Origin of the sequence: Bradyrhizobium sp. LA6.8 (assembly GCF_040547935.1) — a bacterium.
In the GTDB taxonomy this organism is placed as follows: Bacteria; Pseudomonadota; Alphaproteobacteria; order Rhizobiales; family Xanthobacteraceae; genus Bradyrhizobium; species Bradyrhizobium barranii.
Window position 1 is genome coordinate 623,732 of the sequence record NZ_JBEPQQ010000004.1, and the last position, 25,529, is coordinate 649,260.

Consider the following 25,529-nt stretch of genomic DNA (forward strand, 5'->3'; position numbering starts at 1 on the left):
CTCCCGTTCCGGCATAGGGTCGTGAGGCTAGAGCGTGACGTTGGAGCCGAGGTTCTGGTGGCCCGCGATCTCGATCTTGAAGTCGGCGGCGGCGTTGCCGTCGACGTTGCCCTGGATGACGGTGAATTCCTGACCGTTGTGAGTCTCGTAGCTCACCGCGAGCTGCCCGGCCGCGGTGAACGCGGCATCGGAAACCAGTGTGAAGCTCTGGTTGCCGTCGACGGCGTAGTTCGCGTCGATGCCGCTGAGGTCGATGCGGTCTCCCGGCTCGAAGCCGACGATGGTGTCGCCCTTGGCCGCTTCCACCGAGCTGAAGCGGAAGGTGTCGTCGCCGAGCCCTCCTTTCATCACGTTGGCGGCGGTGCCGGCGACGATGACGTCGTTGCCGGAGCCGGTGGTGACATTCTCGATGCCCCACAGCGTGTCGTTGCCGGTCTGCGAGCTCGAGGCGCTGCCGTTCGCGAGCGGGCCGGAACCCAGGTTGACGGTGACGGCCGTGCTCGCCGCTGACATGTCGAGCGTGTCGGTGCCCGACCCACCGGCGCCTTCGTCGCCGAAATAGGCGTCGTTGCCATCGCCAATCTCGGCCACGATCAGGTCGTTGCCGGCCCCGCCGAACACGGTGTCGTCGCCCGCACCGGCGTTGATCAGGTCGTCGCCCTGATCGCCGAAGATGCGGTCCGCCCCGGCATCGCCGTAGACGATGTCCGCGTCGGCTCCGGCGAACACGTGGTCGTCGCCCGCGCCAGCGAAGATCACGTCCCGGCCAGCACCGCCGTTGACGAAGTCGGCCCCCTCGCCGGCCGAGATCGCATCGGCGCCAGCATGGCCGACGGCGATGTCGTCTCCTGCGAAGGCGACGATGCTGTCGTCGCCGGGTGTGCCGACCAGCGTATCGGACTGCGCCGTGCCGTTCCGGACCACGCCGTCGGTTGCGGTCTCGGTCTCTTCTTCGTCGTCACCGCCCGCCGTTGGCGCCTCGTCATCCTCGTTCGGCGTTTCGGTTTCTTCCTCGTCGTCCTCGTCCGGCTCATTGGGTTCGAACTGGGGCGGCACCATGCCCGAGAAGGTGACCGAATGGGTTCCGTTCGAGATGGTCTTGGTGCCGTCCTGGTTCTCGACCAGGTGGTAGGTCGCCGGATCCGCCCCTTCCGGAAGCTCGATCACGTCCTCGGCCTGGAGGGCGCCGATGATGGTGTCGTTGCCGCCGTTGGACTTGAACACGATGCGATGGGCCGAGGTGAGGGCAGAAATGTCGATCGTGTCGTCGCCCTCGTCGCTATCGATCGTGATGGTGTTGAGGCGCAGGCTGGTCGCGGTGAAGTCGCCGACGACCGTGAACGTATCGCCTGCTCCCGCGCCGCCCGTCGCTCCAGTCGGTTCGATGCCGTTGATGCGGATCTCCTCGATCTCGCTCAGTTCCGCGATCACGTTGGCGAAGGCCGAACCGCCTCTTGTGACGACGATTTCCGGCGTACGCCCGCCGAAGCTCGCGATGTCGTTGCCGGCAACGGCATCCCAGGCGGCCAACGTATAGATCGTGTAGGCCTCGCTGGAGGTGTTGCCATTGATGACGAAGGTGTCGCCCGCGGTGCCTTCGGTGCCGCCATTGACGATGTCGCGGCCATCGGTCGGGACCGCCGTCGCATTGGCGTTCCAGACAATGGTGTCGTCTCCCGCACCGCCGTTGACCGTGTCTGCCCCGGCGTTGAGGCCCGGCGCGGTGACGTTGACCGTGAAATTGTCGACGTAGAAGTTGTCGCCATTGTCCCAGTTGTTGCCGTCGCCGGTAGTCCGGAAGCGGATGGCCGAGTTCGAGCCGATCTGGGCGGGCGTCAGGGCGGCGCTGAAGTTGAAGGTGCCGTTGGCACCGCCTCCCAGCGTTCCGCCGGTCAAGACCTCCCAGGCGTTGGTGTTGACATTCCGTGCCTCGACGATGACGGTCTGGCCGCCGTTGAGATTGTCGTCCTCGTAGGTGAACGACACCGTCGCCGCGATCGCGCCGGCGAGGTTGACGGCGCGCTCGATCGTCTCGCCGCCATCGACGCCCTGATTGAACTGAAGGCGGCCGCCGGTGATCGAGATGTCGCCTGCTGTCGGGCTGGTCGTCTCGCCGCCGCCTTCGGTCCAGTTTCCCGTGAACGCGAGCGTGCCGTTGCTGTTCGAATACGACGCGGCTCCGAAGCTGTCGACGTAAGCGCCGTTGTTGCTGCCGGTGCCACCGGTCAACGTGTCGTTGCCGTCGTCGCCGTTGAGGGTATCCGCGCCCTCGCCGCCGAGGATGACATCGTCGCCACCGCCGCCGCTCAGCGTATCGTTGCCGCCGAGGCCGTCGATGAGGTTGGCACCGCCGTTGCCGGTGATGACGTCGGCGTTGGCGCTCGCCGTGCCGAACGGCGCCGGCGCGGCCTGCGCAAGGACGTAGTCGGACGCGTCGATCGCGGCCGTCGTCGTGTTGTTGACCTGGATGGTGCCGATCGTCGCCAGGGACGCATCCCTGACCGTGAGCACGGTATTGGCGCCCACCTGGGTCTCGACAACACGCGTCGCCAGGTTGGCGGCCGTGATGCCGAGGGCGCTGAGGTTGATCAGGTCCTGGCCCCCGGCCGCGGTCGAGTCGAAGCCGGTGATGGTATCGGCACCGAACCCGGCGGCGTTGTAGACCACCACGTCGTTGCCATCGCTGACGTTGATGGTGTCGCTGCCGGCGCCGCCGATAATGGTGTCGGTATCGCCGCCGGTGCCTCCGCTCAGCGTATCGTCGCCAGTACCGCCGTCGACCAGGTCGGTACCGTTGCCGGCATCGATGGTGTCGTTGCCGCCACCGCCGAAGATCTGGTTGTTGGCGCCGTTGCCGGCGATGGTGTTGGCCTGCGCGTTGCCATTGCCGTTGATGGCGTCGCCTCCGGTCAGCGTCAGGTTCTCGACTTCGGCCCCGACTGTGTATGAGACCGAGGACTGCACCGTGTCGGTGCCGCCGGCCGCAAGTTCGGTCACCACGTCGGCGGCATCGTCGACGACGTAGATGTCGTTGTCGGCGCCGCCGGCCATGACGTCGGCCCCGGCTCCGCCGTTGAGGGTGTCGGCCCCGAGCCCACCTGTCAGCGTGTCGACGTCGTCGCCGCCGTTGAGGGTATCGTTGCCGTCGCCGCCGTCGAGCGTATCGTTGCCCAGACCGCCGTTCAGGGTGTCGTTGCCCGCCAGACCGCTCAGCGTGTCGGCCAGATCGCCGCCGGTGATGACGTTGTTGCCGGCGTTGCCGGTGCCGATGAACTGGTCGGCGTCGACGCCGCGGTAGGTGAGGTTCTCGACGTTGGCCATGTTCGCGATGGAAAGCTCGGCCAGGAAGGTCTCGACGGTGTCGGTGCCCTCGTCCTGGGCCTCGATCGCGACATCGAGCAGATCGTCGATGCCGTAGGTGTCGTTGCCCGCACCGCCGACCATCGTGTCGGCGCCGACGGCGCCTTCGAAGTCGTCACCAGCGAGGTTCAGCCGGGCGTCGAGATCGTCGTTGCCCGCACCGCCGACCAGGAGGTCGTCGCCGAGCCCGCCGACGAGGTCGTCGTTGCCGGTGCCGCCGAAGATCAGGTCGTTGAGGCCGCCGCCAGTGATCTCGTCGTCGACGCCCTGCTCGCCCACCACGAAGTTGGCCTGAGTGTTGGTCACCGCATTCAGCGACATGTCGACGTCGCCGCCTGCCCGGTCGGCCGGATCGGAGCGGCTGATGAAGTAATCCTCCGCGCCGAGCGCATAGCCGGCGAAAGTCGCGCCGTTGAAGTTGATGCGTTCGACGCCGGTCTGCGCGTTGTTGCCGGTGAAGTGGCCTGCCACCGTGATGGACTGGGCGACGGAGCCCGTAGGCCCGGTCGGTAGGCTGTAATTGATGACCAGGTCGCCGGTCTGGGTCGCGGTGCTGCTGTCGAAGGCGTCCAACGCGGTGATCGTCGGTACCGGAAGCAGGGTCACCGGGTCGATGATGGGCTGACCGGACGCGTCGACCGCGTTCGGAGCCTGGATCGAGATGCGGTCGGCGGTGCCGCCGCTGGCGGCATTGACAGCTTCGTTGATGAGGTCGTTGCCGTCGCCGAGCCCGAACGCGTAGGTGTCGTTGCCAAGACCGCCGTTGAGGGTGTCAACGCCGCCGTTGATGCCGGCTCTGACGATCGTGATCGTCAGGTTATCGACGTAGAAATTGTCACCGTTGTCCCAGTTGTTGCCGTCGCCGGTTGTCCGGAAGCGGATTCCCGAGTTCGCGCCGATCTGGGCAGCGGTCAGCGTCGCGCTGAAATTGCCGTTGCCTGTCGCGGTGGTGCTGCCGAGCGTGCCGAGAACTTCCCAGGTGCCGCTGCCGCTGTTGCGGGCCTCGACGATGACACTCTGGCCCACGCCGAGATTGTCATCCTCGTAGCTGAAGGACAGCGTTGCGGCCGTAGCCCCCGCCAGGTTCATCGAGCGTTCGATGGTTTCGCCGCCATCGACGGTCTCGTTGAAACGAAGGCGATTGCCATCGATTTCGATGTCGCCGCTCGTGGCGCTGTTGTTGTCGTTTTCCGTCCAGTTTCCGGCGAAGTTTGCAGCATTACCATCGTTGCCGGAATAGCCGCCCGAATTGAAGTTGTCGGCAATCGTTCCCGTCGCAGAACCCGGACCGCCGACCAGGATGTCGTTGCCGCCGAGACCGTTGAGCACGTCGGCTCCGGCAAGGCCGACGATGATGTCGTCGGTCGCCGAACCGTTCAGCACGGGACGGTTGTCGGACGGCGGGCCCTGCGGGGCGAGGCCATTGTCGCTGAACGGGGTGCCTACGACGATACCGAGAGTGCCGTCGGAAAACTGCAACCTCTCCATGTTGCGCATCAGGTCGGTGCCATCGAGCGGATCGAGGCCGCCGGTGTTGGAGACCACGAGGGTGCCGTCGGCGCGCGCCGAGAACGAATAGTTGGCGCGGACGTCGGAGTAGACTGCGGTGTCGATGTCCGATGCCGCCGCGCCGTCGGAGACGATGTCGCGGACGATCTTGAGCTGGCCAGGATTGATCTGACCCGAGAACACTTTCTGGACCAGAGTCGTCATGCTGTCGTGGAACTCGAGCACGGTGTTGCCGACCGGGCCGTTCTCGTCGAAGTCGGACATCACCGCGATGCGCACCCGCAGCCATCGGTCGCCGTCGAGGATATCGTCGCCGCCGCGGCCTTCGATGAGGTCGCTGCCGGCACCGCCGAGCAGGATGTTGCCGCCGACGAAGCTGCCGTTGGCATCGAACGAGGCCGGTCCCGCGCCGGCGAGAAGCGCCTGCAGGCCCGTGATGAGGGCGATGCCCTCGGCATCCAGGGCACTGCCGCGGAAGCCTTCGGTCGGCACGAGGTCGGCGGTGACGTCGGAACCGCGGATGACGTCATTGTGGGCCGATCCGGACGCGCCTTCGACCTGGGTGAAACTGTCGAGCGCCGCGTTGCCCGGAAGCACCGGCAGACCGGGCAGGATCACCCGGTTGAGGTCGACGTCGACCGCCAGATTCATGTTGGCGTAGGTCGTCCAGTCGTAGCCGGACATGCCGTCGAACTTGCCGCGACCAAGGCTGCCGAACCAGATATCGTCGCCGCCTTCGCCAATGAATTCGTCGAAGCCGCCGTCCCCGTGGAACACGTCGTGGCCCTTGACGGCATCGAGCTGGAACTGGTCGTCGAAATTGTCGCCGACCGCGCCGGTCCAGGCGCCGATCTCGATCCAGTCGTCACCTTCGCCGCCAAGCGTCTGCTCGGTGGTCTTGCTGCCGAGAACGAAGTCGTTGCCGACCCCGCCGAAGGCCTCATCGAGACTGTCGGCGCCGAGCACGATGAAGTCATTGCCCTCGTCGGCGACGATCAGGTCGACGCCCTGGCCGGCGTTGACCGCGTCGTGGCCGCGGCCGGTGCGCATGATGTCGTCGCCGAACTGGTCGGTGATGATGTCGTCACCGTCGCCGCCGATGTACTGGTCGTTGCCGGCGCCGCCCTCCATGCGGTCGTTGCCGGCGTCGCCATAGAGGGTATCGTCACCCTCGCTGGCGATCAGCGTGTCGGCCTGGTCGGTACCGCCCAACAGGACGTGGTCGGCGCCGGTATAGCGCAGGTAGTTCGCTTCGGCTCCATCGGTCGCCGGGTTGTCGCGCAGGACCAGCGGGGTCAGGATCGTGCCACCGGTCGGATCGGCCGAATCGAGCCCCGGATTCCACTGCCGGGTCTGGTCGACTTCGAGGATGAGGCCGGGCGTGGAGAACACGTCCGAAGGCAGATGGCCGGCGTCGGCATTGAGGCCGATTACCTTGGCGAAGGTGTTGTTCTCCATCTCTGACAACAGATGCAGCCCGTCGAGCCGCTGCAGGTAGTAGAAGCGGTCGCCGTCCTGCAGCTTTTCGAGCTGAACCTCGAACACGAAGTTGAAGGTAGAGCCCAGCATGCCGCCGAACGGCATGACCTTCTCGGCGAGACCGCCGATCCAGAGATCGACGTTCTCGAGGCCGCCCAGCGAGCCGCCGGCGTAGATGCCGGTCGCGTTGAGGAAGGCTATGCGGTCGGCATTGAATGCCGCGAGCTCGGCCGGGTCGGTCGGAACGATGACGTCGCCGAAGCTGGTGCCGAAGATCAGCGCCATGGCCGCGTCGCGCTTGCCTTCGACCGTCGTCTCGCCGGTGATCAGCGTGTGCGTTCCGTAGGCGGCGACGAAGTTGATAATCGAAGCCTCGTTCTTGAGGTGGCTCGCGAAGTCGACCCAGCTCGCGTAGGGCCGCAGCTCTTCGGCGTGGCTGCTTGCCTCAAAGAAGTCGCGGCGCGCAGCGTTCAATGACGGCACGCCGGCATCGCGGCCGCGGGCCAGGTTGATGGTAGCCAGATCGAGCGGCAACCCGAGCAGATTGTTGCGCAGCGCGCTGGTGACGAACTCGTCGATCTCGTTGCCGACCTGCCGCGTCATGCCGCGGATGATGTTGCCGGCGGCGACGCTGTCCGCGACGGTGTGGCCCGAGTCGAATTCGATCGGGTTGAGGAAGGCCTCGATGAGCCCGATCTGGTCGTTAGTGAAGGTCGGGTCGAGCCGGTCGATCGTCTCGGTCAGCATTGAGTGGCCGAAGCGGTAGACCACGTGCGCGAATTCGGCGACAATGCTCGGATTGATGTCGGCGTGGTATCCGTCCGGCACGACGAAGAAGTCGATGTTGGGCTGCACCTTGCGGGCGAAGTCCTCGAAGACGAGATGTTGGTATTGCATCTCGGTACCGAACTTGGCGGCCTGGAACAGGCGTTCGCCATCCCAGACGAGGGCGGCGATCTGAGCGGGCGTCGTCGGCAGTGCGGCGAGGTCGACGGCCAGCCATTCGTTGAGGAAGGCCAGGTCGTTCGAGGCCAGGACGATCTCTTTGGTGTGCTCGACCAGCCGGTTGTGCTCGGAGTGGAAGATGTGGTGGACCGCGGTCAGGCCGATGTTCTCGTTGGCGCGGCCGTCGCCGGCGATGAAGTGGGCGTCCAGCAGTTCGTTGTCGTAGACCGCCGGGTTGTTGCCGGGGTTGAGCAGCCCGATTTCAATGTCGCCGTCGGCGATGCCGTTCGGCACGGCGTCGTGCGCGATGTCGGCAAGGAAGGCGGCGTTGATACGGATCGCGGTGGCGACGCTGACCGGCGCCGTCGAGGTGCCGGAGATGACGATGTCGTCCGCAGTGTTCGGAATGCCGTCGGCGCCGACGCCGGTGATCACCTGGGCGAAGCCCGCGGCATTCGGAATGAAGTTGCCGTACGGGTCGGTGCGAAGCAGCGGCACCGCGCCGACGTCCTGGTCGGTCAGGAGGATGCCAAGCATCTTGGCCTGTTCCTTGACCTCGCCCCAGGTGGCCATGCCGCCCGGCTGGTCTCCGCCGCCCTCGATCAGCTGGCCGGTAGCGTGCGGGACGCCGTTGGCGTCGAGCGCGTACTGGCGCAGGAAAACCTGGTGGGAGGCATGCGACGTATAGGTCTGGTTCTGGTCGACAAACGGCGTCGTGGTGTTGACGGGACGCACGTCGTCGGCCGTCCCCATGACGCCGTCGGCGCCCGGGCTGACGGTGGCGCGGGTCAGGACCATGAAGTTGGTCGGGCTACCCGGCACGTACAGCGGATCGTCCGGCTGGAGCGGAACGAACACGGTGCCGCTGCCGCCCTTGTTGACGAGATCCAGACCGTGATCGAAGAACTGGCCGAACAGAGTGAACCAGGAGTTGAACGGGGCCGACAGGCCGACGTCCGGAGAGACGTTGACGACCTGGACGTTGTCGCCGTCCATTGTGATCCCGAACGGCTCGAGGCCCGCATCGCGGACCGCGCGCGCCACCGCCAGATCGTTGAGCATGTCGTTGTGCACCGCCGTGGCCGCCGCGAAGGCGTCGATCGCCGCCTGTTCGGCCGCGCCGGGAACGGTGGACTCGTCGCCGTCGCTCAGCTGGTTCGCCGCCGCCTTGGCGTTCTGCATCACCACGCGGGCCTGATACTCGGCGTCGAGCGCGGGTTTGAAGGCGTTGTAGATATCTTGCACGAGGGCGACGTTAGCCAGCGTGGCCTCGACGATCCCGCCGGACTGCAGGCCCTTCATGATCGCCGCCGGGTTCGCGAGCGTCTGATCGACGATCAGGTTAGAGATGGTGCGCAGGCTCGAATCGAACACCATCGAACCCGGGTTGTTGGACGGCGCGTAAGACGTCGGCACGGCGGGCGCGCCCGGCGGCAGGAAATTGCCCGGTACGTTTTCCGCGGGCCTGAAGGTCGGATCCAGCAGTTCGGGGAACGGCATGTCCGCGGCGCCCCACTTCTCCTGGCCGGGCAGCAGGTTGTTGTTCTGTCCGTCGACGGTACGAAGACCGATGCTGAGGTTGTAGGACGGGACCGAGCCGACCTGGCCGGCCAGACCGGCTCCGTAGAGCGGCGCGGCGTTCGGGTCGAGCGGATTGACGATATAGGCGGCGTGCTTCTCCGCGACCTTGATCTGCGCGAGAATGAAATCCAGATCGCTCCTGATGTACGCAACCATGGCGGCCTCACCTGTTGTGGCGCACGGTCCGCCGCGGCGGCCGAGCCGTTGAAATTTTTGCGAGCCGTCCGCGTCGGATGGCTCCTATGGGCTCAGGTTAGATTTTTCTGTGAACAACGGGACAGGGTACAAGGTCCAACGACCTCGTGGGACCGAGGTCTGGCGCTTCGGCCGACCATGGTCGTAGGACCTTGGTCCGATCGGCGGACGACCATCCTCGCTTCGCCAGCGCCTCGGCGCGGCGGGTGAAGCGGTGTTTTCCGAATGTTTTCGGGAGACTTGGCCGCGCCCGATCGGAGAAGCCGTCACATCGATCGGGCATCATGGCGTGCGGAACATGCAATGCTGGGCCGAGGACTGCCGGAGCACGCATCGCAAGCGTCAAGAGCGCTCCAGGCCGGCGACTTCTTCGCGTCGTGTCAATCGTGAGGACCCGGAAGTTCGCTGATCCTAACATCGGCCCTTCTAACCCGCAGATCGGTGCTGATCCGCCAACAGGGCATCGATGTATATGGGAATTTCCGGCTCCTGAAGGCGATGACTCTGTCCCAGCCCGACGCGTACGGGCATGACGGAAGACATGATGGATGACAAGAAGCTGCTGGCGAAGTTCGCCGAGCGGATCCCGTTAGGCCGCGTGTGCGAACCCGAGGAAGTCGCCGCGGTAATCGCGTTCTCTGGCGACGTCGTTCACCTTTCGGTGAAGCGGTACTGTCGTCCATCGTGTTGCGCGCATGCTGACCTCAATGCCGTTTGCCGAGCACGAGGACGAAAGGGACGACGAAGAGCCCATCGCCCTGGTCGTCGCTGACATGCAGCACCCAGTGACGCCAATCCTCGAGGCTGCGCTCGTTGGTGAAGGATCGCACGAGCGGGGTCGCATGAACGCGGACCTCAGCGAGATCGTTCACCACGGCGCCGTGGTGATCGAGGAACACTTTCTTCGCGTTGGAGCGGGACGCGTGAAAGAAACGTGGTGCGAGCTCGAACTGCATGATCAGGCCAGAACCAGCACGGACTCCGCCTACCACTTAATAGGCCGGCGAATCCGAGATCGGTCAGCTCAATCGTTGCGCGACGCCGTGTCGGACCGAACGCGCGTCACGTCCTTTGCGTCGATCGGGGCAGTCGCCGCCCCCCAACTGTTTCTGATATAGCTGAGGACCGCCGCGATCTCGCGGTCATCGAGCTGCCATCCGTAGGAGGGCATCCCGGGCGCCGTCGGCTCGGCCATCGTACCTACACTTCGCGCACCGCGGAGCACGATTCGGATTGCCGTTGTGGGATCATTCGAGCGCACCATCGTGGACTCTGCGAGGGCGGGAAACAGGTGGGGAACGCCCTTGCCTTCGATCCCGTGGCAGGCGGAGCATTGGTCCCGGTAGATCGCGCCTCCGGCCGCCATCACGTTCGCACCCACCGGGGCAAGCCTCGCCTCATCCTTGTTGCCCGGCAGTGATTTCAGATACGTCGCAATAGCCTTCGTATCCTCATCCTTCATCCTGGACGTCGACAGCTCGACGGCCTCCGCCATCGGCCCTGTCGCAGCGGTAGCGCGATTGTGCCCCGTCTTGAGGTAGAGCGCGACATCGTCTGCCGTCCAACTGCCCAGTCCTGTCCGCCGGTTGTTGGTGATGTCAGGCGCCGACCAGCCCTGGAGATTTGCTCCCTGCAGATATTGATCGGTTCGATCGCCTCCGAGCAGCGTCTTCGGCGTGTGACAGGCTCCGCAATGCGCCGGCCCGTCGACGATGAACTTGCCGCGATTCCATTCGGCGGATTTGGTCGGTTCCGGCTTGTATTCACCTGCCGTGAAGTACAGCGCGTTCCACACGATCATCGTTGAGCGGATATTGAATGGAAACGGAAGCGTATCCGCGTTGCGCGAATTTCGGACCGGCTCCAGCGAAGTCAGATAAGCCCGGATCGCCATCACATCGTCACGCGACATCCGGGTGTACGCATTGTAAGGCATGGCCGGATAGAGATGCGCGCCGGTTCGTCCGATACCCTTTCTCACCGCGGCATCGAATTGATCGTCGCTCCAGGCTCCAATGCCCGTTTCCAGATCGGGCGTGACATTGGGCGATATGATGTTGCCGAACGGCGTTTCGATCGGCCGCCCGCCCGAAAACGGCTTGCCGCCGGGAACCGTATGGCAGCCGGCACAGTCCGACAGGATCGACAGATAGCGCCCGCGTTCGATCTGGGTGAACTCTTGCATGTTTGCGGAGCCGGCATGCGCGCGGCCAGCCAGCGACGCCGAAACGAGCACTGCCCAAACGAGCGTGCGTACGCGGGGAATCCTACGCATCGACCAGCCTTCCGGGATTCTTGAGGTACTGGTTCCGGATAGCGGCCGCCGACCAATAAGCGAGCGCGCCGACCGTGAGCGTCGGGTTGTAGCCGGCGTTCTGCGGAAAGGCGCTTGCCCCCATCACGAACAGATTCGGGACATCCCAGCTCTGCAGGTATTTGTTGAGGACGCTTGTCTTGGGATCGGCCCCCATGATCGCACCGCCGTTGAGATGCGTCGTCTGGTAGGTCGTTATGTCGTATGGCGCGGTCCGATACTGCACGGCGAGCTTTTCAGCGCCCATCGCCTTGATGATCTCGGCGAACTTGTCGGTGAGAAACTTGTTCTGCTTGATCTCGTTCTCCTTGAGATCCATCGTGATCCGCATCAGCGGACGCCCGAACCGGTCCTTATAGGCGGGGTCGAGATCCAGGTAGATGTCGCGGTAGGCGTAGAAGCTGCCATGCACACCGGTGCCGGGCTTGACCGTGCTGAGATAATTGTCCTTCACCGCCTTCTTCCAGTCGGCGCCCCATGCCGGCGTTCCCGGCGGCACCAGGGTGCTTTCGATCGGACGAGCACCTGTCTGCACCTGGCCGACATAGCCGCCGCCGACGAAACCATGCGGCCCGTGATCGAAATTGTCGCCGTTGAACTCGTCGATACACATCCCGATCGAACCCGATGCGATGAACGGGTTGAAGTTGAACTTCTTGTTGTCGAAGAAGCCATTGACCGACGAGATCGTCTGGTGGGTGTAGTTTCGGCCGACGACCCCAGTGTTGGTGACGGGGTCGTAGGGCTGCCCGATTTGCGAATGCAGAAGAAGCTGCACGTTGAACATCGTGTAAGCCGACAGGATCACGAGGTCGGCCTGCTGCTCCCATTCTTCGCCGCTCGAGTCCACGAATGTCACGCCGGTGGCGCGCTTGCCTGAACGATCGACATTGATCCTGACAACCTCGGAATTGTCGCGGAGGCTGAAGTTCGATTTTCGAATGAGATGCGGCAGGATGGTTGTTTGCGGGCTGGCCTTGGAATAATTGCCGCAGCCAAACCACTCGCAGAAGCCACAATAGGTGCAGGGGCCAAGGCGCATGCCCAGCGGGTTCGTATAGGCTTGCGAGAGATTGCCCGAAGGCTGCGGGAACGGCTTGTAACCAAGCTCGCGCGCGGCTTTCCCGAACAGCGTATGGCTGAACGGCTGGGCCTGCGCCGGGGTCGGATAAGGACGGGACCGGGGCCCTTCGAACGGATTGCCGCCGTCCATGATCTTGCCGCTCAGATTTCCGGCCGTCCCCGACGTGCCGCACAGATATTCGAAGCGATCGTAATGCGGCTCAAGCTCGTCATAGGTCACGCCCCAATCCTGGATCGTCATATCCGGGGGCAGGAACGCCGCACCATAGCGTTCGGTCAGATGTGTCTTCAGCACGAAATCCGACGGAAGAAAACGCCACATCTCGGCGTTCCAGTGCACGCCCCCGCCGCCGACACCGTTCGGCGGCATGAACGCACCCCAGCTTCGGATCGGCAGGGCGGTCTGACCCATATTGTTGCGAAACGTGAACGTCAACTGGTCCGGACGGAGGAACAACTCGTGCCGGATGCGGTAACGAAGCTCGTCCTGCATGTAGCCCGGCGGAAAGTCCGTCGGCGCATCGCGCCACGGACCGCGCTCAAAGGCGATGACCTCGAGCCCCTCGTCGGTCAGCTCATTTGCCATGATCGCGCCGGTCCAGCCGAAACCGACGATGACGACGTCCTTCCTGGGAAGCCTTCGGGACATGCTACGACCTCGTCCATTGCGCGTTGCCGGTCATCCCGACCGGCGGCAGTGGAAAGCGCTCGTTGTGGCGGTTCACCCAATCGAGATAGTTGTAGCGCGCGCCCGGATAGCCGATCATCTTCCACGCGACCATGTCGCGATTGCCGCCATAGATCGGGTCCGCGAAGAATCCCATCTGCACGTCCTTGACGAGTTGCGCGAAGAACGATTTGCCATCGACACCGTCGAGTTTGAGCTCGCCCTTCTCAACCGCCTTCAGAACCGCGACCCTGTCGTCGCCCGACAGCTCGGCGAAGGGCTTTCCCCCGCCCCTCTGCTTGCACGCACGATCGAGTGCAGCGAGGCCCTCCCGGTAGTCTTGTGCGGGGCCGTTCGCCGACTGATGGCCCTGGTTCTTCGCACCGGCCTGAAACGGCGGGCGCACATACAATCCCTCCTGCCGGCCATAAGGCCCGGCCAGCTGCCGGTCGATGAACACGGCACAGCCGGCCTCCTTGCCGCCCGGTGTCTCCGGGTCCGGCGGGATGATGCAATCCACGAGCGCCTCCATGGCCCGGCCTTCTTCCCCGTTGAAGAACTCCCACGGTCCGACCTTGATTAGCGGCGGGGGATTTCCTGCATTGGGAACCCAGGGCAACCTCCCCGCGATCGTGGCCGCTTTGACGGTCGTCGCGCTGAACAGCAGCATGGCCGTTCCGGCAAGGAACTCCCTGCGCCGCAGGGCGATTGTTGCGGGCTTCGCCTGTCTCATTTGTTCTTCCTTATCGGTCGACTACGCTGTCAATGACAGTTCGGAGACGGCCAATCGCCCGCGAACACCATTTTGCGCGAGCAACGCAACCGTCATTCGGCCAAAACCCGAACGGAAGTGAAACGCCGTATGTCGCTTATGACCCGCATCCATCGCTCATGATCGACAGCAATTATCCGTGAATACCCGCGATCTCACGAGCGGTGCTCCCGACTTCTACAGTGGTCCATCGATCGCGTATTCCACGAAGCGCATGATATTCCGAAAAGACACGATGCCCGACCGCAGAGGGTACAGAGGTTACCGCAAACCAATCCCGAAAATGACTGCCCTGCCCGGCTCGCTTGCGCGTCGGCCACACCAATGCATGAAGGCGTGTCGCTGGAAGTTGTCGCCTCCGGTATGCGCACAGAAAACGACGTTGAAGTCGGATGGTTCGATGTCCGTCTTGGGCCACTAGCGAAGGGCGCAAGCGCTTCGAATTTGCACGAACTGATAGATCGCAAATCGCTGATTGACCCACATCTCGGTGATGGTGCGCTCAATGCGCGCGTTATAGGCGGCGGAGGTTCATGATAGACCACGCTCATACGCCCTCGTAGACCAACTTGGTGAAGTAGCCTCCATCGACGACGAAGTTGCCGAATCTGTCATCAAAGGCCGCGGTCGGCCTCGCGGCAACGGTCTCGTCGCGAGATAATCCTCGCTCTTTTAGAGTTGCAACGCTATCTCTAACAACTACGAGCATCTCGCGGAACTCTTTCAACTCGGATCGATTGCCGATAGGCTTTCCGTGGCCGGGGACGATGATCGTTGCGTCTGTGGTTGCTGCCAGGTTGGCATCAGATGCAGCAATCATTCCGTCGATGCTGCCTCCCGTCGAGTAGTCGATGAACGGATAGACTCCGTTCCAGAACGTGTCGCCGACATGAACAATATCCGCCTCGGCAAACGTAACGGCGATATCACTGTCAGTGTGTGCGGAAGCGTACCGCCATAAGTGGAGGTTTGATGCGTTGAATTGAAGATCGTACTCTTCCGTGAAGACTTCGCTGGGCATTCCATCCAGAGATGGGGGCAGAAAATTGTAGTCCCAGTCTTCCACTCGCTGCACCTTTGAGAGATATTCTCGGGTCTTTTCATGCGCGATGATCTTCGCACCGGTCGAATGCAACCAGGTATTTCCATCGGAATGATCAAAATGCCAATGCGTGTTTATGACATGTGTGACGGCTCCGGGACCCAACTCTTCAAGAGCCCTGGCAAGGCGCGGTCGCGAGATTCCAATACCAGCGTCAACGAGCACCTTGCCGTCTGCCCCCGCGAGAACCGCAATGTTCCCTCCCGAACCTTCAAGCACGCTGATATTGTTACGCAACTTGTGGGTAACGATCGGTGAGACCGCGGCGGCATCTTTGATAGCGCTTACGAGTCCGCGTGCTTCGGCAAATGCCTCACTCGGCGAAAGCCAACGACTAGCGGTCGAAAGCGCCGCGCCCGCGACACAGCAGGAGCAAAAACGTCGCCTGGAGAACACTTGCGATGGAGTGATTGTCATGGTTTTCCTCCAATGCTCCACATGGAGCCCATGAACGGCCGAACCGTCCGTGCGGCTCAACGGAATGGAGCGACCCTAATCCCTCACTGACACCAGATCATTTGAGCTCACGTCGGTGTCTGAAGTAGGCACACCGTCTCAAGCGGAAGATCAAGGATAGCTTCAGCACCAGCCTCGCCAAGATTGAAGGCAAATGTCGCACCGAGGGCCTCCGCAAGTCCGCTAATAATTCGCATGCCGCCTCCATTCCTTGGCTGCGCCATCGAACCAGATCCATTGTCCAACACTCGACACACCACGGACTCTTGTGACACCAGGCAATCAACCCGAATCACGCCACCTCGCTGATCAAACGCGTGACGAGCGGAGTTCGTAATGAGCTCTGAAATTATCAATCCCATCAACCACGCGCGTTCGGCAGACAATCGGAATGGCTGATCGACAAGAATTAGCTCAATGCCCGCATTTACGAGCTTGGAGCAAGTTATCGAGAGGCACAGCTCGCGCAGATATTTCGAGGCATCGACAAGATCGCTTTGCGTTGGCATCTGCAGCGCGTGATGAACCCGCGCGTAGGCGTGCAATTGTTCCAGTACATTTGCCAGTGCAGTCTTCACATCGTCGTTTGACGATCTAGCCGCGGCCGAGGATACGACCTGAATCGCCGACGCGAACTCGTTGTTAATTCTATGAGTAAACTCGTTCAGAAGCAGCTGCTCTGAGAATTGGATCTTGGGCCGCGCTATGGTGTTCAAGAGATGCTCCGCCGTCTTGTATGAGCCATATGACAAGGATTGAGACCTCGCTCCGTATTCTGCGACGCCTTCGCGGTATCATCTTTCGAATTCGGACTGTGTTTTGAGATCGAACGCAAAGTGGCATGCTCCGCGGACGGCATTGAGCCACCCGGCCACACCTTAGAGTTGCTTGGCTCGACGCTAACCGCCCGGTCGTTACAACCGTATCGAAATGTCCTTGCACGGCTTTTCGGGCAGAGGCCTTGCCTGCGGCAATAAACTAACTTGATTTCGGACGAGCATAAATCGAGGATTGCTTCCAGCAGCCGGCTCCCCCTACAAAAAGCCTTAGGCTCTACAATGCCCGGCCTACCCATTGATCGCGGTCAACACGAAGGTCGACATGAATCGAGCGAGACGCACGATCAAGTCGTTTCGTTTGGACCGTTCCGGCTGTTCGCCGCGAGACGGTTCCTCGAACGTGACGGCACACCGGTTCGTCTGAGTAGTCGAGCCCTCGACATCCTTGTCGTTCTGGTCGCAGAAGCTGGCAAGGTAGTCAGCAAGAGTGACCTGATCGCGCGAGCCTGGCCTGGGATCACCGTCGACGAGGCCAATATTCGCGTCCAGGTCGCCGCGCTTCGGAAGGCACTCGGCGACGGAGCCACGAGTGCGAGCTATATCAGTACAATTCCCGGGACGGGCTATTGCTTCGTCGCGCCGATTTTTCGCGCGGGGGTCCCAGCATCGACCAATCAGGCGTTTGATCCGGACTACAATCTTCCGCCTAAGGTTACGCGGATTTTCGGACGTGATCAAACGGTCGGGGAAATCGTTATCCGGTTGAAGACCGAGCGCTTTCTCACGATCGTGGGACCGGGCGGCATTGGGAAGACCACGGTGGCTGTCTCAGTCGGTCACGAGCTGAACAACGAGTTTGGCGGCGCCGTATATCTTTTCGATCTTGGACTGCTGAGTGATCCGCTTCTCATACCTGGCACTATTGCCGTGACGCTTGGTATTCCGCTTCAGTCCGCGGATCTCACTACTGCCTTGATTAACCATCTCCGGGACAAACGAACGCTTTTGATCTTTGACAGCTGTGAGCACGTAATAGAAACCGTGGCGACGCTAGCTGAGCGAATATTCGCGAACGCACCGCAAGTGCACATATTGGCGACCAGCAGGGAATCCTTGCGGGTCGAAGGCGAACATATTCATCGGCTACCGCCGCTCGCCAGTCCACCCGATAACGTACGCCTCACCGCTACGCAGGTACTCGATTTCCCCGCCGTGCAGCTATTTATGGAACGCGCTATCGCTGGCGGACGACGACAACTCACGCTGACCGATACTGATGTTCCCATAATCGGGGAAATTTGCCGTCGGCTAGACGGAATCGCCCTCGCCATTCAACTCGCCGCCGCCCGTGCCAACGCCTATGGGATGGAGGGCACCTTGTCACTCTTGAAGGATCGGTTCGAGCTAACATGGGAGGGACGGCGTACGGCGCGCCCACGTCATCACACACTGAGAGCAACGCTCGACTGGAGTTATGATTTACTGCCGCAGGAAGAACGCTTGGTTCTTCGCAGGCTTTCCGTTTTTGTCGGCACCTTCACACTTGAGGCAGCGTGCGCAGTTGCAACAGATGAAGATCTTGATGACATACGTGTCGCGGCGGCCACCGCCGCTCTGGTTGGAAAATCCCTTGTTGAGGTCGACAAAGGGGGGACAAAACGGCGGTACCGACTACTTGATACCACCCGCACCTATGCTGCAATCAAATTGGGAGAAAGCGGGGAGCTCGACCCGACGAAGCAGCGTCACGCGATCCATTATCGAGAAGTCCTTGAACGCCACGATTCCAGCTCGCTCGCAATGTCTCGAGACTTGAGCCTGCGATCAGAAGTGCTCGGTAACGCGCGCGGCGCACTCGATTGGAGCCTATCGTCCGCGAACCACACCGAAGTCGGAGTTTCTCTGGCGGCCTTAGTCGCACCTTTCTTGGCTGAGCTTTCGTTATTGGCCGAATGTCATCGCCTAACGAGGCGAGCGCTGGGAGTAATCGGCGAACCTGATCGCGCCACGCGACGAGAGATGGAATTGCAGGCGTCGCTGGGATCATCGTTGATGCTTACGGAAGGCTACCGCGAGGATGCGCGGATTGCTCTGATGAGAGCACTGGATTTGGCCGAGGTCCTTGGCGATCCGTACTTCCAAATGCGGATGCTTCGCTCCCTTCACAACTTCCACATTGCAATTGGGGATTTCCGCAAGTCATTTGAACTTGCGCAACGCAATGAGGAGGTCGCCCGAAAAACGAACGATCCAGCCCCCATTGCTGTAGCGAATTGGATGCTCGGGCTTTCGAACTATTTCGCCGGCAACCAGCTTTCTGCCGAGAGAAGTTGCGAGAGCCTTCTCGCCGATCCCAGCGTTCTTCGCAACCAGTCGAGTAATTTTGGCTTCGATAGCCATACGGAGACGCGCGTTCGGTGTGCGTTGGCTGCAATTCGGTGGTTTAGGGGATTTCCCGACCAGGCCGTCAAGATGGCGCTGGAGACAATCCACGATCGCACGGATATAGAGCATCCCGTCACATTGAGCACCGGCCTGGTCTTTTCTGGTTTCATGTTCGTTCGCATCGGAAATGTCCCCGTGGCGCGCGGCGTGATCGAGCGACTTATCGCTCATTGCGAAAGGCATTCACTCGGTCCCCACCGTGCAGTTGGTATCGGCTTGAAAGGTGTGTTGGATATTCACCATGGCGACGCAGAGGAAGGTGTCGAGATGTTGGGTGGCGCAATCAGCGCACTGCAAGCTGACCGGTACGAACTTCATCATCCGGCATTACTTGGCAGCTTGGCCGAAGGCCTCGCTAAGCTCGGGCGGAGTGACGACGCATCAGCGACCATCGACGATGCAATCGCCCGAGTTGAAGACAACGGCCAAGCATTCATATTGCCAGAGCTGCTGCGTATCAAAGGCGTCATTTTAGCGTCGGCAGATCAAGAGGATTTAGCGGGCGCGGAACGGCTATTTCAGAGATCGTTGAAATTGGCCGACGTGCAACACGCTCTTTCTTGGGAATTGCGAACCGCGATGAGCTTTGCCGAACTGTGGATACACCAAGGTCGTCAATCAGACGGCTGCAGTCTATTGGCTGCTGTGTTCAACCGATTCACGGAAGGATTCGATAGCTCCGATCTCAAGGCCGCAAAGGCGTTGCTCGGCAGGTTAAGGGCGACTCCGTGCCTTTGATCGACAAAGGTGAATTCAATCGAACGTACCTGAAAGGCGCCCGGTGGGATTGGCCGTGGGGCGGGTCTGGGGAGGAAATGCCCACCGGCGGGCCTCGGGACGGCGCGAGCGCCGAATATCAGTCATAAACGCAAGCCGATGGTTGAGAGGTTGATCTTTCAAGGCCTCCCGAAACGACTAAGAGTTTGAAAGGATACGTAGCCATTCGAGCGAACCAGCCACAGCGTGGCAATTTGCAAGCGTGAGACACTTGATTCATCCACCGGTGCCCCGGGCGCTGGAAGTCACCTACCCGCTGGCCGAAAAATTTCGCCCGCGGCTCTCGAGGCAATGCCTCTCCATAAGATCGCCGCATCGTTCCTGATGACGCTTGAACATCCGGATGGGCCTCGCCGCTGATCAGAATTCGACCGCTCAGTTCGGTGCCACTCTGGCTGTGGTGGCTGTGGAAGCCACTGCGTCAAGCGCGATCAACATAGCGTGGATGGCCGCCTTCGATTTGGTCTCTGCCTTGTGTCGCTTGGCGAGCCAAATCAGATCATTGTATGAGATCCAGGTCGCCCCCGCTTCGTCCTGCCAGATAAGAGCCTTGAGCGGCAAGTCTATGCCGATAGTCTGCACCGTTTGCATTAGGGGCGTCCCCCCCTTGGCGCTGCCAAAGATCAAAAGGTTTGTCGGGCGCAACTTCATGCCGGCAGCGGCAGCCGCAGCCGCATGGTCAATTCGGGCAAACACCGTCATGCCCGTGGCTTTGATCGCGGCCTCGAGCCGCTCCATCGTTTCCTCTGGGCCGTAGTTGCTCTTGATCGAAATCAATCCCTCTATAGACATCGCCTTTACTCCTTTAAATCCGAACAAGCAGATGGCAACGACCACACCAATAAATCGCACCTCGGCTCGACGCATGCGCATCGGGGGCAGTCGTTGTCGCTTCCCTTCATGACGTCCAGCTCAGTTATGGTGGCTCTGCGGGTAGTCGAATTCCGGTACCGGAACAAATCCGTTGCGATTCGGCATTTGAACTTTCGGCAGGCTCTGCTTGTCCAACTTCCCATCCATGGGTAATATCCCGTTCAGGCTAAGCAGGTAGGCAGCGACGGCATAGGTGTCGTCGACACCTAGCGAACCGGGTGCCTGGTAAGGCATGGCCCGGTGAATGTAATCAAACAACGTTGTGGCATAGGGCCAGAAGCTGCCGACGGTCTTGATGGGATTTTCGGAAGCGAGCGTGCCCTGACCACCAACCAAGCGATCCTTGATGCCATCTTGGCCGCGCGTGCCGTGACAGCCTGAGCAGTTGTCTTCGAATATCGCTTTACCCTGCGCCACCGTGCCACTGCCTTCTGGCAGGCCCTTGCCGTCCGGCCTCACGTCGATGTCCCATAGTTCGATCTCATCAGGCCTAGCGGGACGCCCGAATTCTTCGGCCAGCACCGGTGTCACCAAGCAGCTGGCAAGGGCAATTTGCAAGAAGAGCTTATTCAAGAACATTGCGGACTCTCCCTGCTGCGTCGATGCTCCAGGTCTGCTGCGCATTGTAGTGAAAGAGCGCGTTTGTTCCCATGAGTGCGATAAGTGCAGCGCGATCTGGTTGAACGTTGCCCTTATCGTCGGTAGAACGACTTACGATCTTTGTGCTTCGGCCATCCCAGATCCAGCTCATCTGAAATCGGGTCTGGGCTTTTGGAAGTACTGGATGACTCAACTCTGCTTGCTTCCAGCTCTTCGCGCCGTCGGTGCTGATCTCGACCTTCTCGACCTTGCCATGACCGCTCCAGGCCAAGCCTATGATGCGATTGTATCCAGGCTCTATCACCATCGTTCCGGATGGCGAGGTGATAACAGAGTTGGTCTCCATCCTGAGCTGGAACTGGGTCGCCTTTCCGTCTGCCAGAAGCTGCGTATAGCGAGCGGTTTCCCAGCGGGTCATCCAGGGTTGATCGCCGAACTTCAGACGCCGAAGCCATTTGATGTTTAGATTTCCCTCGAACCCGGGCATGATAAGTCTGATCGGGAAACCGTGAGCAGGCCTGAGCGGCTCGCCATTCTGACCGTAGGCGACGAAAGCCTCGTCCATGATCTCGTCCGTGAGTGGAATGCTACGCGCAACGCCCGCGGCATCGCCACCCTCGGCAAGCATCCACGTGGCCCCGGAGTTCTTGCCGACCAATTGGATCAGGAACTTTAATGGCACTCCGGTCCATTCATTCGTACTGACCAGGCCATGGGTATTCTGCACGGTGAGGTTCTCGTCCGCCTTTTTCCAGTTCTCCCACCCGTTACCGGTGCATTCGATAAAGGCCATCCGCGAAATCGACGGCATCGCCTTGAGATCGTTCAATGTTAAAACCAGTTGCTTCTGGGTCATGCCATGCAGCAGAAGACGGTGTTTGGCAGGGTCGAGTTCGGGTATTCGCGTTTAACATCGGCCTGGAGCAGGGTTCATGAGGGACGACACATGACGCCGGACGGCCGATCAATGGTTCAGCGGCCCCGCGTCTCCCACAACTTCATTTCGGGAATTGCGGATGACATGCGGCACCGAAGCATCAAAGCAGCATCGACCTCGGGAGGCGCGCCTGGATATGCGCAACAGGCGCTCTGCGAACAATGTCCTGGACGCTCGGGCTCGATTTACGAAGAGCGATATTGGCATCGCCCTCGCAAGGCACATCGTCAACCAGAAGACCGGCACGTTCGACCCAGGGAAATTCGAGGATCATTACGAGACCGCGCTGGTCGACCTGATCAACCAGAAGCGCGCAGGCAAGACCATCCGCCCGAAGGAACGGCCCAAAGGCGAAAACGTGGTCGATCTGATGGAGGCGCTGCGGCAGAGCGTCGGTCGGGAGGCTGCGCCGGCGAAGGCAGCAAAGCCCGCCGAGAAGCCGCGCAAGGCGGCGGCGGGCCAAAAAGAGATGCTGATGACGATCCAAGGCAAGAAGCCGGTGAAGGAAGTAGCGGCGAAGAAACCCGTGTCGGGCCAGCGGCGGAAGTCGGCTTAGGCGGGGTGACCGCCGCTTTTGACGGCGAGTTCAACCGATCGCTGGATGTCTGCTTTCGGGGCAGACCAGATATAGCAAAGGGAAGCCGCCACTTCCGCTAATGACCCCATAGCGGACATCTCTGCCTCGCGAGACCCGCACTGCGTGACAGACGTGCCACCAATGGTGGAGCAGTAAGGCCAAGGTTTTAAGCTATGCCACGCGCGGCCGCCGTCTCTCGCGCCGCCTTCTCCTGTGCGAGAGTTGCTTCCAGCCGCGAGATGTTTTCCTGGAGGCGCTGGTTGTTTTCCAGCAGACGCTGACTGGTGAGGAGGAGGATGATCGACCTGTTCGGATCGGCAATGTGTTGAGATGATCGACCGCAAAAATCCAAAGGCAGATCAAGAGATTTTGTTTGGTCCTTTCCGTTTGTCCGGTTCGCGGAGAGTTCTGGAAAAGGAGGGCGTTCCAATTGAGGTTGGGGTCCGAGCCTTCGAAATTCTGGCCGTTCTGGTCGAGCACGCTGGGAAAGTGGTCGGCAAGAAGGATTTGATCGCTCAAGTATGGCCCGGCGTCACGATCGATGAAGTAAACCTTCGTGTTCAAGTTGCCATGCTCCGTAAGGCGCTCGGCGAAGGAGACGCCGGAGCGCGCTATGTGGCAACAATTCCGGGCCAGGGCTATTGCTTCGTGGCGCCAATCTCTCGCTTGGGGCCGCTGCAAGCCGATGCTACGCACAACCCAGCCTCATTCATCGCTCGAAAGTTGCCGCCTCGTTTGACCCGAATGATTGGTCGCGATGACGTGGTCCACGAAATATCAGGTCAGTTGTCGGAGCGACGCTTTGTGACGATGGTTGGCCCGGGCGGCATAGGAAAAACAACTGTTGCTGTCTCGGTGGCTCACGCATTGTTCGAAGAGTTTGCAGGTGCCGTATGCTTTGCTGACCTCGGTCCCCTCAATGAGCCGTCTCTGGTGGCCAGTGCGATAGCTTCTCGCTAACCTCGCCTTGATGGCTTTGATCAATTCCTCTTTCCCGGCACAATGGATTCCATGATGACGTCGGAGGGATGATGGCGAATGTAATCGTCGCCCACTCATCGGCCCTGCGGAACACGTTGGGGCAACCGGATCACTGCAACCGGGTCGGCGTCGATGTGCGCCGCGTCAAGCAGGAGAAGATCGCTGGGTGAGCGCGGTTACCCGAAGTCTCGGAGACGCGTTGCAGCGATGACGTGACTGGAATTGCCGCGCCTGCTTTCAGCGAAGCTGATGTGATCATCGGAAGCATGGTGATTAAGTCTGGATCGCCTCCGGCATTAGCCGAAAGCGCGCTCGCGCAAACCCTATAGGAAACGACCGAACAAATCGCGCGTATCATGCGACGAAATGGACGCGATGGCTCCCAAGTCATTCTAGTACGGAAAGAGCCTAGGCTGCATCGATACACTCAGGCCGGCACGGGGTACCACCGCTTACCTTGTATCTTTCAACCGGTCTGCCATGCGCTCTGCGATGGCTACCGTGGTCAAATGGGTGTTGGCGCGCGGGACTTCCGGCATGACCGACGCATCGATCACGCGCAGTCCGGTGCATCCGATCACCCGGCATTCGTGATCGACGACCGAGCGCGCATCGTCCGGCGCGCCCATGCGGCAGGTACCGCTCGCGTGTTGCGCGTCGCTACACTCGGCGAACAGCCAGCCGTCTAACTCTGCGTCGCTGAACGGCTCGTCCATAGAGCGGCCACTGATGCCATAATCGACGCGGGAAGCGATCTCGGTTACCGCAGGCTGCAAGCAGATATCGCGCAGGCGGCGAACACCATCGCGCAGGCGCACCAGATCGCGAGGATCGGACAGCATGCGTTCCTCAACCGCCGGGTCGACCTCTGGGTCGGTGGTAGTGATGCGGACGTAGCCTTGACTGAAGGCCTGATAGACAGAGACAGCGATGCGTCCGAGCGCCACATCGGCCGTCGATTGCTGCGAGCGAGCAAGATTGCCAGCAATCATGATCATGTCATTTTCGCCAGCGTCTGCGAGGCCGGACGAGTAGCGCAGGCAGCAATTGGTGTGCCGATGCATCAGCGTGCTTACCTGGCTTCCTTCGCGCAAATGCAGCAGTGCGTTTACAATCGGGTGGTCGAGCAGATTCTCGCCCACCGGGAGATCCACGCGGATCGGGACACCGAGCGGCTCCAGCAGGGCGACAGGCCCGATGCCGGAGCGTTGCAGGATAGCCGGCGAATGGATGGCGCCGGCGCAGAGGATAACCTCGCGCGTCGCGCGGGGCGCGTAGGATTGACCGTTGACGCGGACCAAGACGCCACTGGCGTGCAGCCGGTTTCCTTCGAAGGTGACGCTGTCGACCAGGGCATCACCGACGATGTCAAGGTTGGCGCGACCGCGCGCCGGCTCCAGATACCCATCATTGGTGGAGATTCGCAGGCCGCCCTCGCTATTGATAGCATAGGGCGAGACTCCGGTGCCGGTAGGCGCGTTGTGATCCTCACACCAGCCATAACCGAGGGCAAGCGCGGACGAGCGTAACGCCCGGTCGACATTGCCCCAATCCGGGACCGGAGCTCGATACACCGGGATCGGGCCGTGATCGCCGTGATAGACTGCATTGGGGAAATTCTTGTCCGTCTCAAGCTTACAGAAATAGGGCAAAAGCTCGTCCCACGACCACCCCTGACAGCCCGCGGCCGTCCAACGGTTGATGTCGTCGGGGACGGCGCGGATCGCGATCTGACCATTGATTGTCGAGCTTCCGCCCATGGCACGGCCGCGCCAGAGCAGCAGCGGCTGCTGGCGCTCGGTGCGTCGCGCCAACAGCTTCGGCCAGCGGAAATCGTCGTCACCGATGGCGCGCATCGGGTTGGGGATGCGGATGTGTTCCGGCGTAGTTGCTGTTCGGAGATCTTGTCCCGCTTCAAGCAGCAGCACCCGATGCGATGGGTCTTCGCTGAGGCGCGCGGCGAGCGTCGCTCCAGCGGAACCTCCGCCGATGATAATCGTGTCGTATTCCTGTTCAATCACGTTCGGTCACTTCCATTCTGTGCACTTCTCGGATTGGAAAGGCGCAATGGGACTGAGAAAACTGTTTCGCTAGGCT

13 protein-coding genes and 2 pseudogenes are annotated in these 25,529 nt (G+C 61.3%); 4 read left to right on the top strand and 11 right to left on the bottom strand.

The features are described from left to right. Window positions 1-27: 27 nt before the first annotated feature. Window positions 28-9,030, bottom strand: coding sequence for a peroxidase family protein (locus tag ABIA90_RS23120; RefSeq protein ID WP_354119292.1), 9,003 nt, complete (start codon window positions 9,028-9,030; stop codon window positions 28-30). Between the two features lie 556 nt (window positions 9,031-9,586). On the opposite strand from ABIA90_RS23120, the pseudogene ABIA90_RS23125 reads away from it, so the two are divergent. Continuing rightward, window positions 9,587-9,841: pseudogene (locus ABIA90_RS23125) on the top strand (hypothetical protein); the annotation flags it as partial. Here the strand turns inward: ABIA90_RS23125 and ABIA90_RS23130 are convergent. The 6 genes from ABIA90_RS23130 to ABIA90_RS23155 all read right to left on the bottom strand — a co-directional run bounded on the left by ABIA90_RS23130 (window position 9,774) and on the right by ABIA90_RS23155 (window position 16,179). Beyond that, window positions 9,774-10,025 carry a DUF6894 family protein gene (locus ABIA90_RS23130; RefSeq protein ID WP_071909879.1) on the bottom strand — a complete coding sequence of 84 codons (252 nt, stop codon included), beginning with the start codon at window positions 10,023-10,025 and terminating at the stop codon, window positions 9,774-9,776. The pseudogene ABIA90_RS23125 and the gene ABIA90_RS23130 overlap by 68 nt on opposite strands. A 68-nt stretch (window positions 10,026-10,093) precedes the next feature. Further along, window positions 10,094-11,344 carry a c-type cytochrome gene (locus ABIA90_RS23135; protein ID WP_354119291.1) on the bottom strand — a complete coding sequence of 417 codons (1,251 nt, stop codon included), beginning with the start codon at window positions 11,342-11,344 and terminating at the stop codon, window positions 10,094-10,096. Continuing rightward, window positions 11,337-13,115 (bottom strand): GMC family oxidoreductase, encoded by a 1,779-nt coding sequence (locus ABIA90_RS23140; protein WP_354100293.1) that lies wholly within the window; start codon window positions 13,113-13,115, stop codon window positions 11,337-11,339. The genes ABIA90_RS23135 and ABIA90_RS23140 overlap by 8 nt, the downstream gene beginning before the upstream one ends. A 1-nt stretch (window position 13,116) precedes the next feature. After that, on the bottom strand, window positions 13,117-13,866 hold the full coding sequence (locus ABIA90_RS23145) for a gluconate 2-dehydrogenase subunit 3 family protein (protein ID WP_354119290.1): 750 nt from the start codon (window positions 13,864-13,866) through the stop codon (window positions 13,117-13,119). 586 nt (window positions 13,867-14,452) lie between these two features. Then, window positions 14,453-15,424 (bottom strand): MBL fold metallo-hydrolase, encoded by a 972-nt coding sequence (locus ABIA90_RS23150; RefSeq protein ID WP_231142949.1) that lies wholly within the window; start codon window positions 15,422-15,424, stop codon window positions 14,453-14,455. Window positions 15,425-15,531: 107 nt separating this feature from the next. Beyond that, entirely contained in the window at window positions 15,532-16,179 is a 648-nt protein-coding gene (locus ABIA90_RS23155; protein ID WP_354119289.1) for a sensor histidine kinase, read from the bottom strand. Between the two features lie 267 nt (window positions 16,180-16,446). On the opposite strand from ABIA90_RS23155, the gene ABIA90_RS23160 reads away from it, so the two are divergent. Beyond that, complete coding sequence (locus tag ABIA90_RS23160) at window positions 16,447-19,425, top strand: ATP-binding protein (protein WP_354119288.1); 2,979 nt, start codon at window positions 16,447-16,449, stop codon at window positions 19,423-19,425. 414 nt (window positions 19,426-19,839) lie between these two features. On the opposite strand, the gene ABIA90_RS23165 is transcribed toward ABIA90_RS23160, so the two are convergent. From ABIA90_RS23165 to soxC, 3 genes are read right to left on the bottom strand one after another with little or no spacing between them, the layout of a single operon-like run. Beyond that, complete coding sequence (locus tag ABIA90_RS23165) at window positions 19,840-20,337, bottom strand: DUF302 domain-containing protein (RefSeq protein ID WP_354119287.1); 498 nt, start codon at window positions 20,335-20,337, stop codon at window positions 19,840-19,842. Between the two features lie 39 nt (window positions 20,338-20,376). Beyond that, window positions 20,377-20,916, bottom strand: coding sequence for a c-type cytochrome (locus ABIA90_RS23170; RefSeq protein ID WP_354119286.1), 540 nt, complete (start codon window positions 20,914-20,916; stop codon window positions 20,377-20,379). Continuing rightward, window positions 20,903-21,838, bottom strand: a complete 936-nt coding sequence (soxC, locus tag ABIA90_RS23175) for a sulfite dehydrogenase (protein WP_354119548.1) — start codon at window positions 21,836-21,838, stop codon at window positions 20,903-20,905. Before soxC ends, ABIA90_RS23170 begins: the two co-directional genes overlap by 14 nt. Window positions 21,839-22,085: 247 nt before the next feature. On the opposite strand from soxC, the pseudogene ABIA90_RS23180 reads away from it, so the two are divergent. Together ABIA90_RS23180 and ABIA90_RS23185 are read left to right on the top strand one after the other, a co-directional pair. Continuing rightward, window positions 22,086-22,430, top strand: a pseudogene (locus ABIA90_RS23180) (non-homologous end joining protein Ku); the annotation flags it as partial. Between the two features lie 351 nt (window positions 22,431-22,781). Further along, window positions 22,782-23,411 carry a winged helix-turn-helix domain-containing protein gene (locus ABIA90_RS23185; RefSeq protein ID WP_354119285.1) on the top strand — a complete coding sequence of 210 codons (630 nt, stop codon included), beginning with the start codon at window positions 22,782-22,784 and terminating at the stop codon, window positions 23,409-23,411. Between the two features lie 473 nt (window positions 23,412-23,884). On the opposite strand, the gene ABIA90_RS23190 is transcribed toward ABIA90_RS23185, so the two are convergent. After that, window positions 23,885-25,453: a GMC family oxidoreductase gene (locus tag ABIA90_RS23190; protein WP_354119284.1), complete on the bottom strand. Its 1,569-nt coding sequence runs from the start codon at window positions 25,451-25,453 to the stop codon at window positions 23,885-23,887. Window positions 25,454-25,529: the final 76 nt, after the last annotated feature.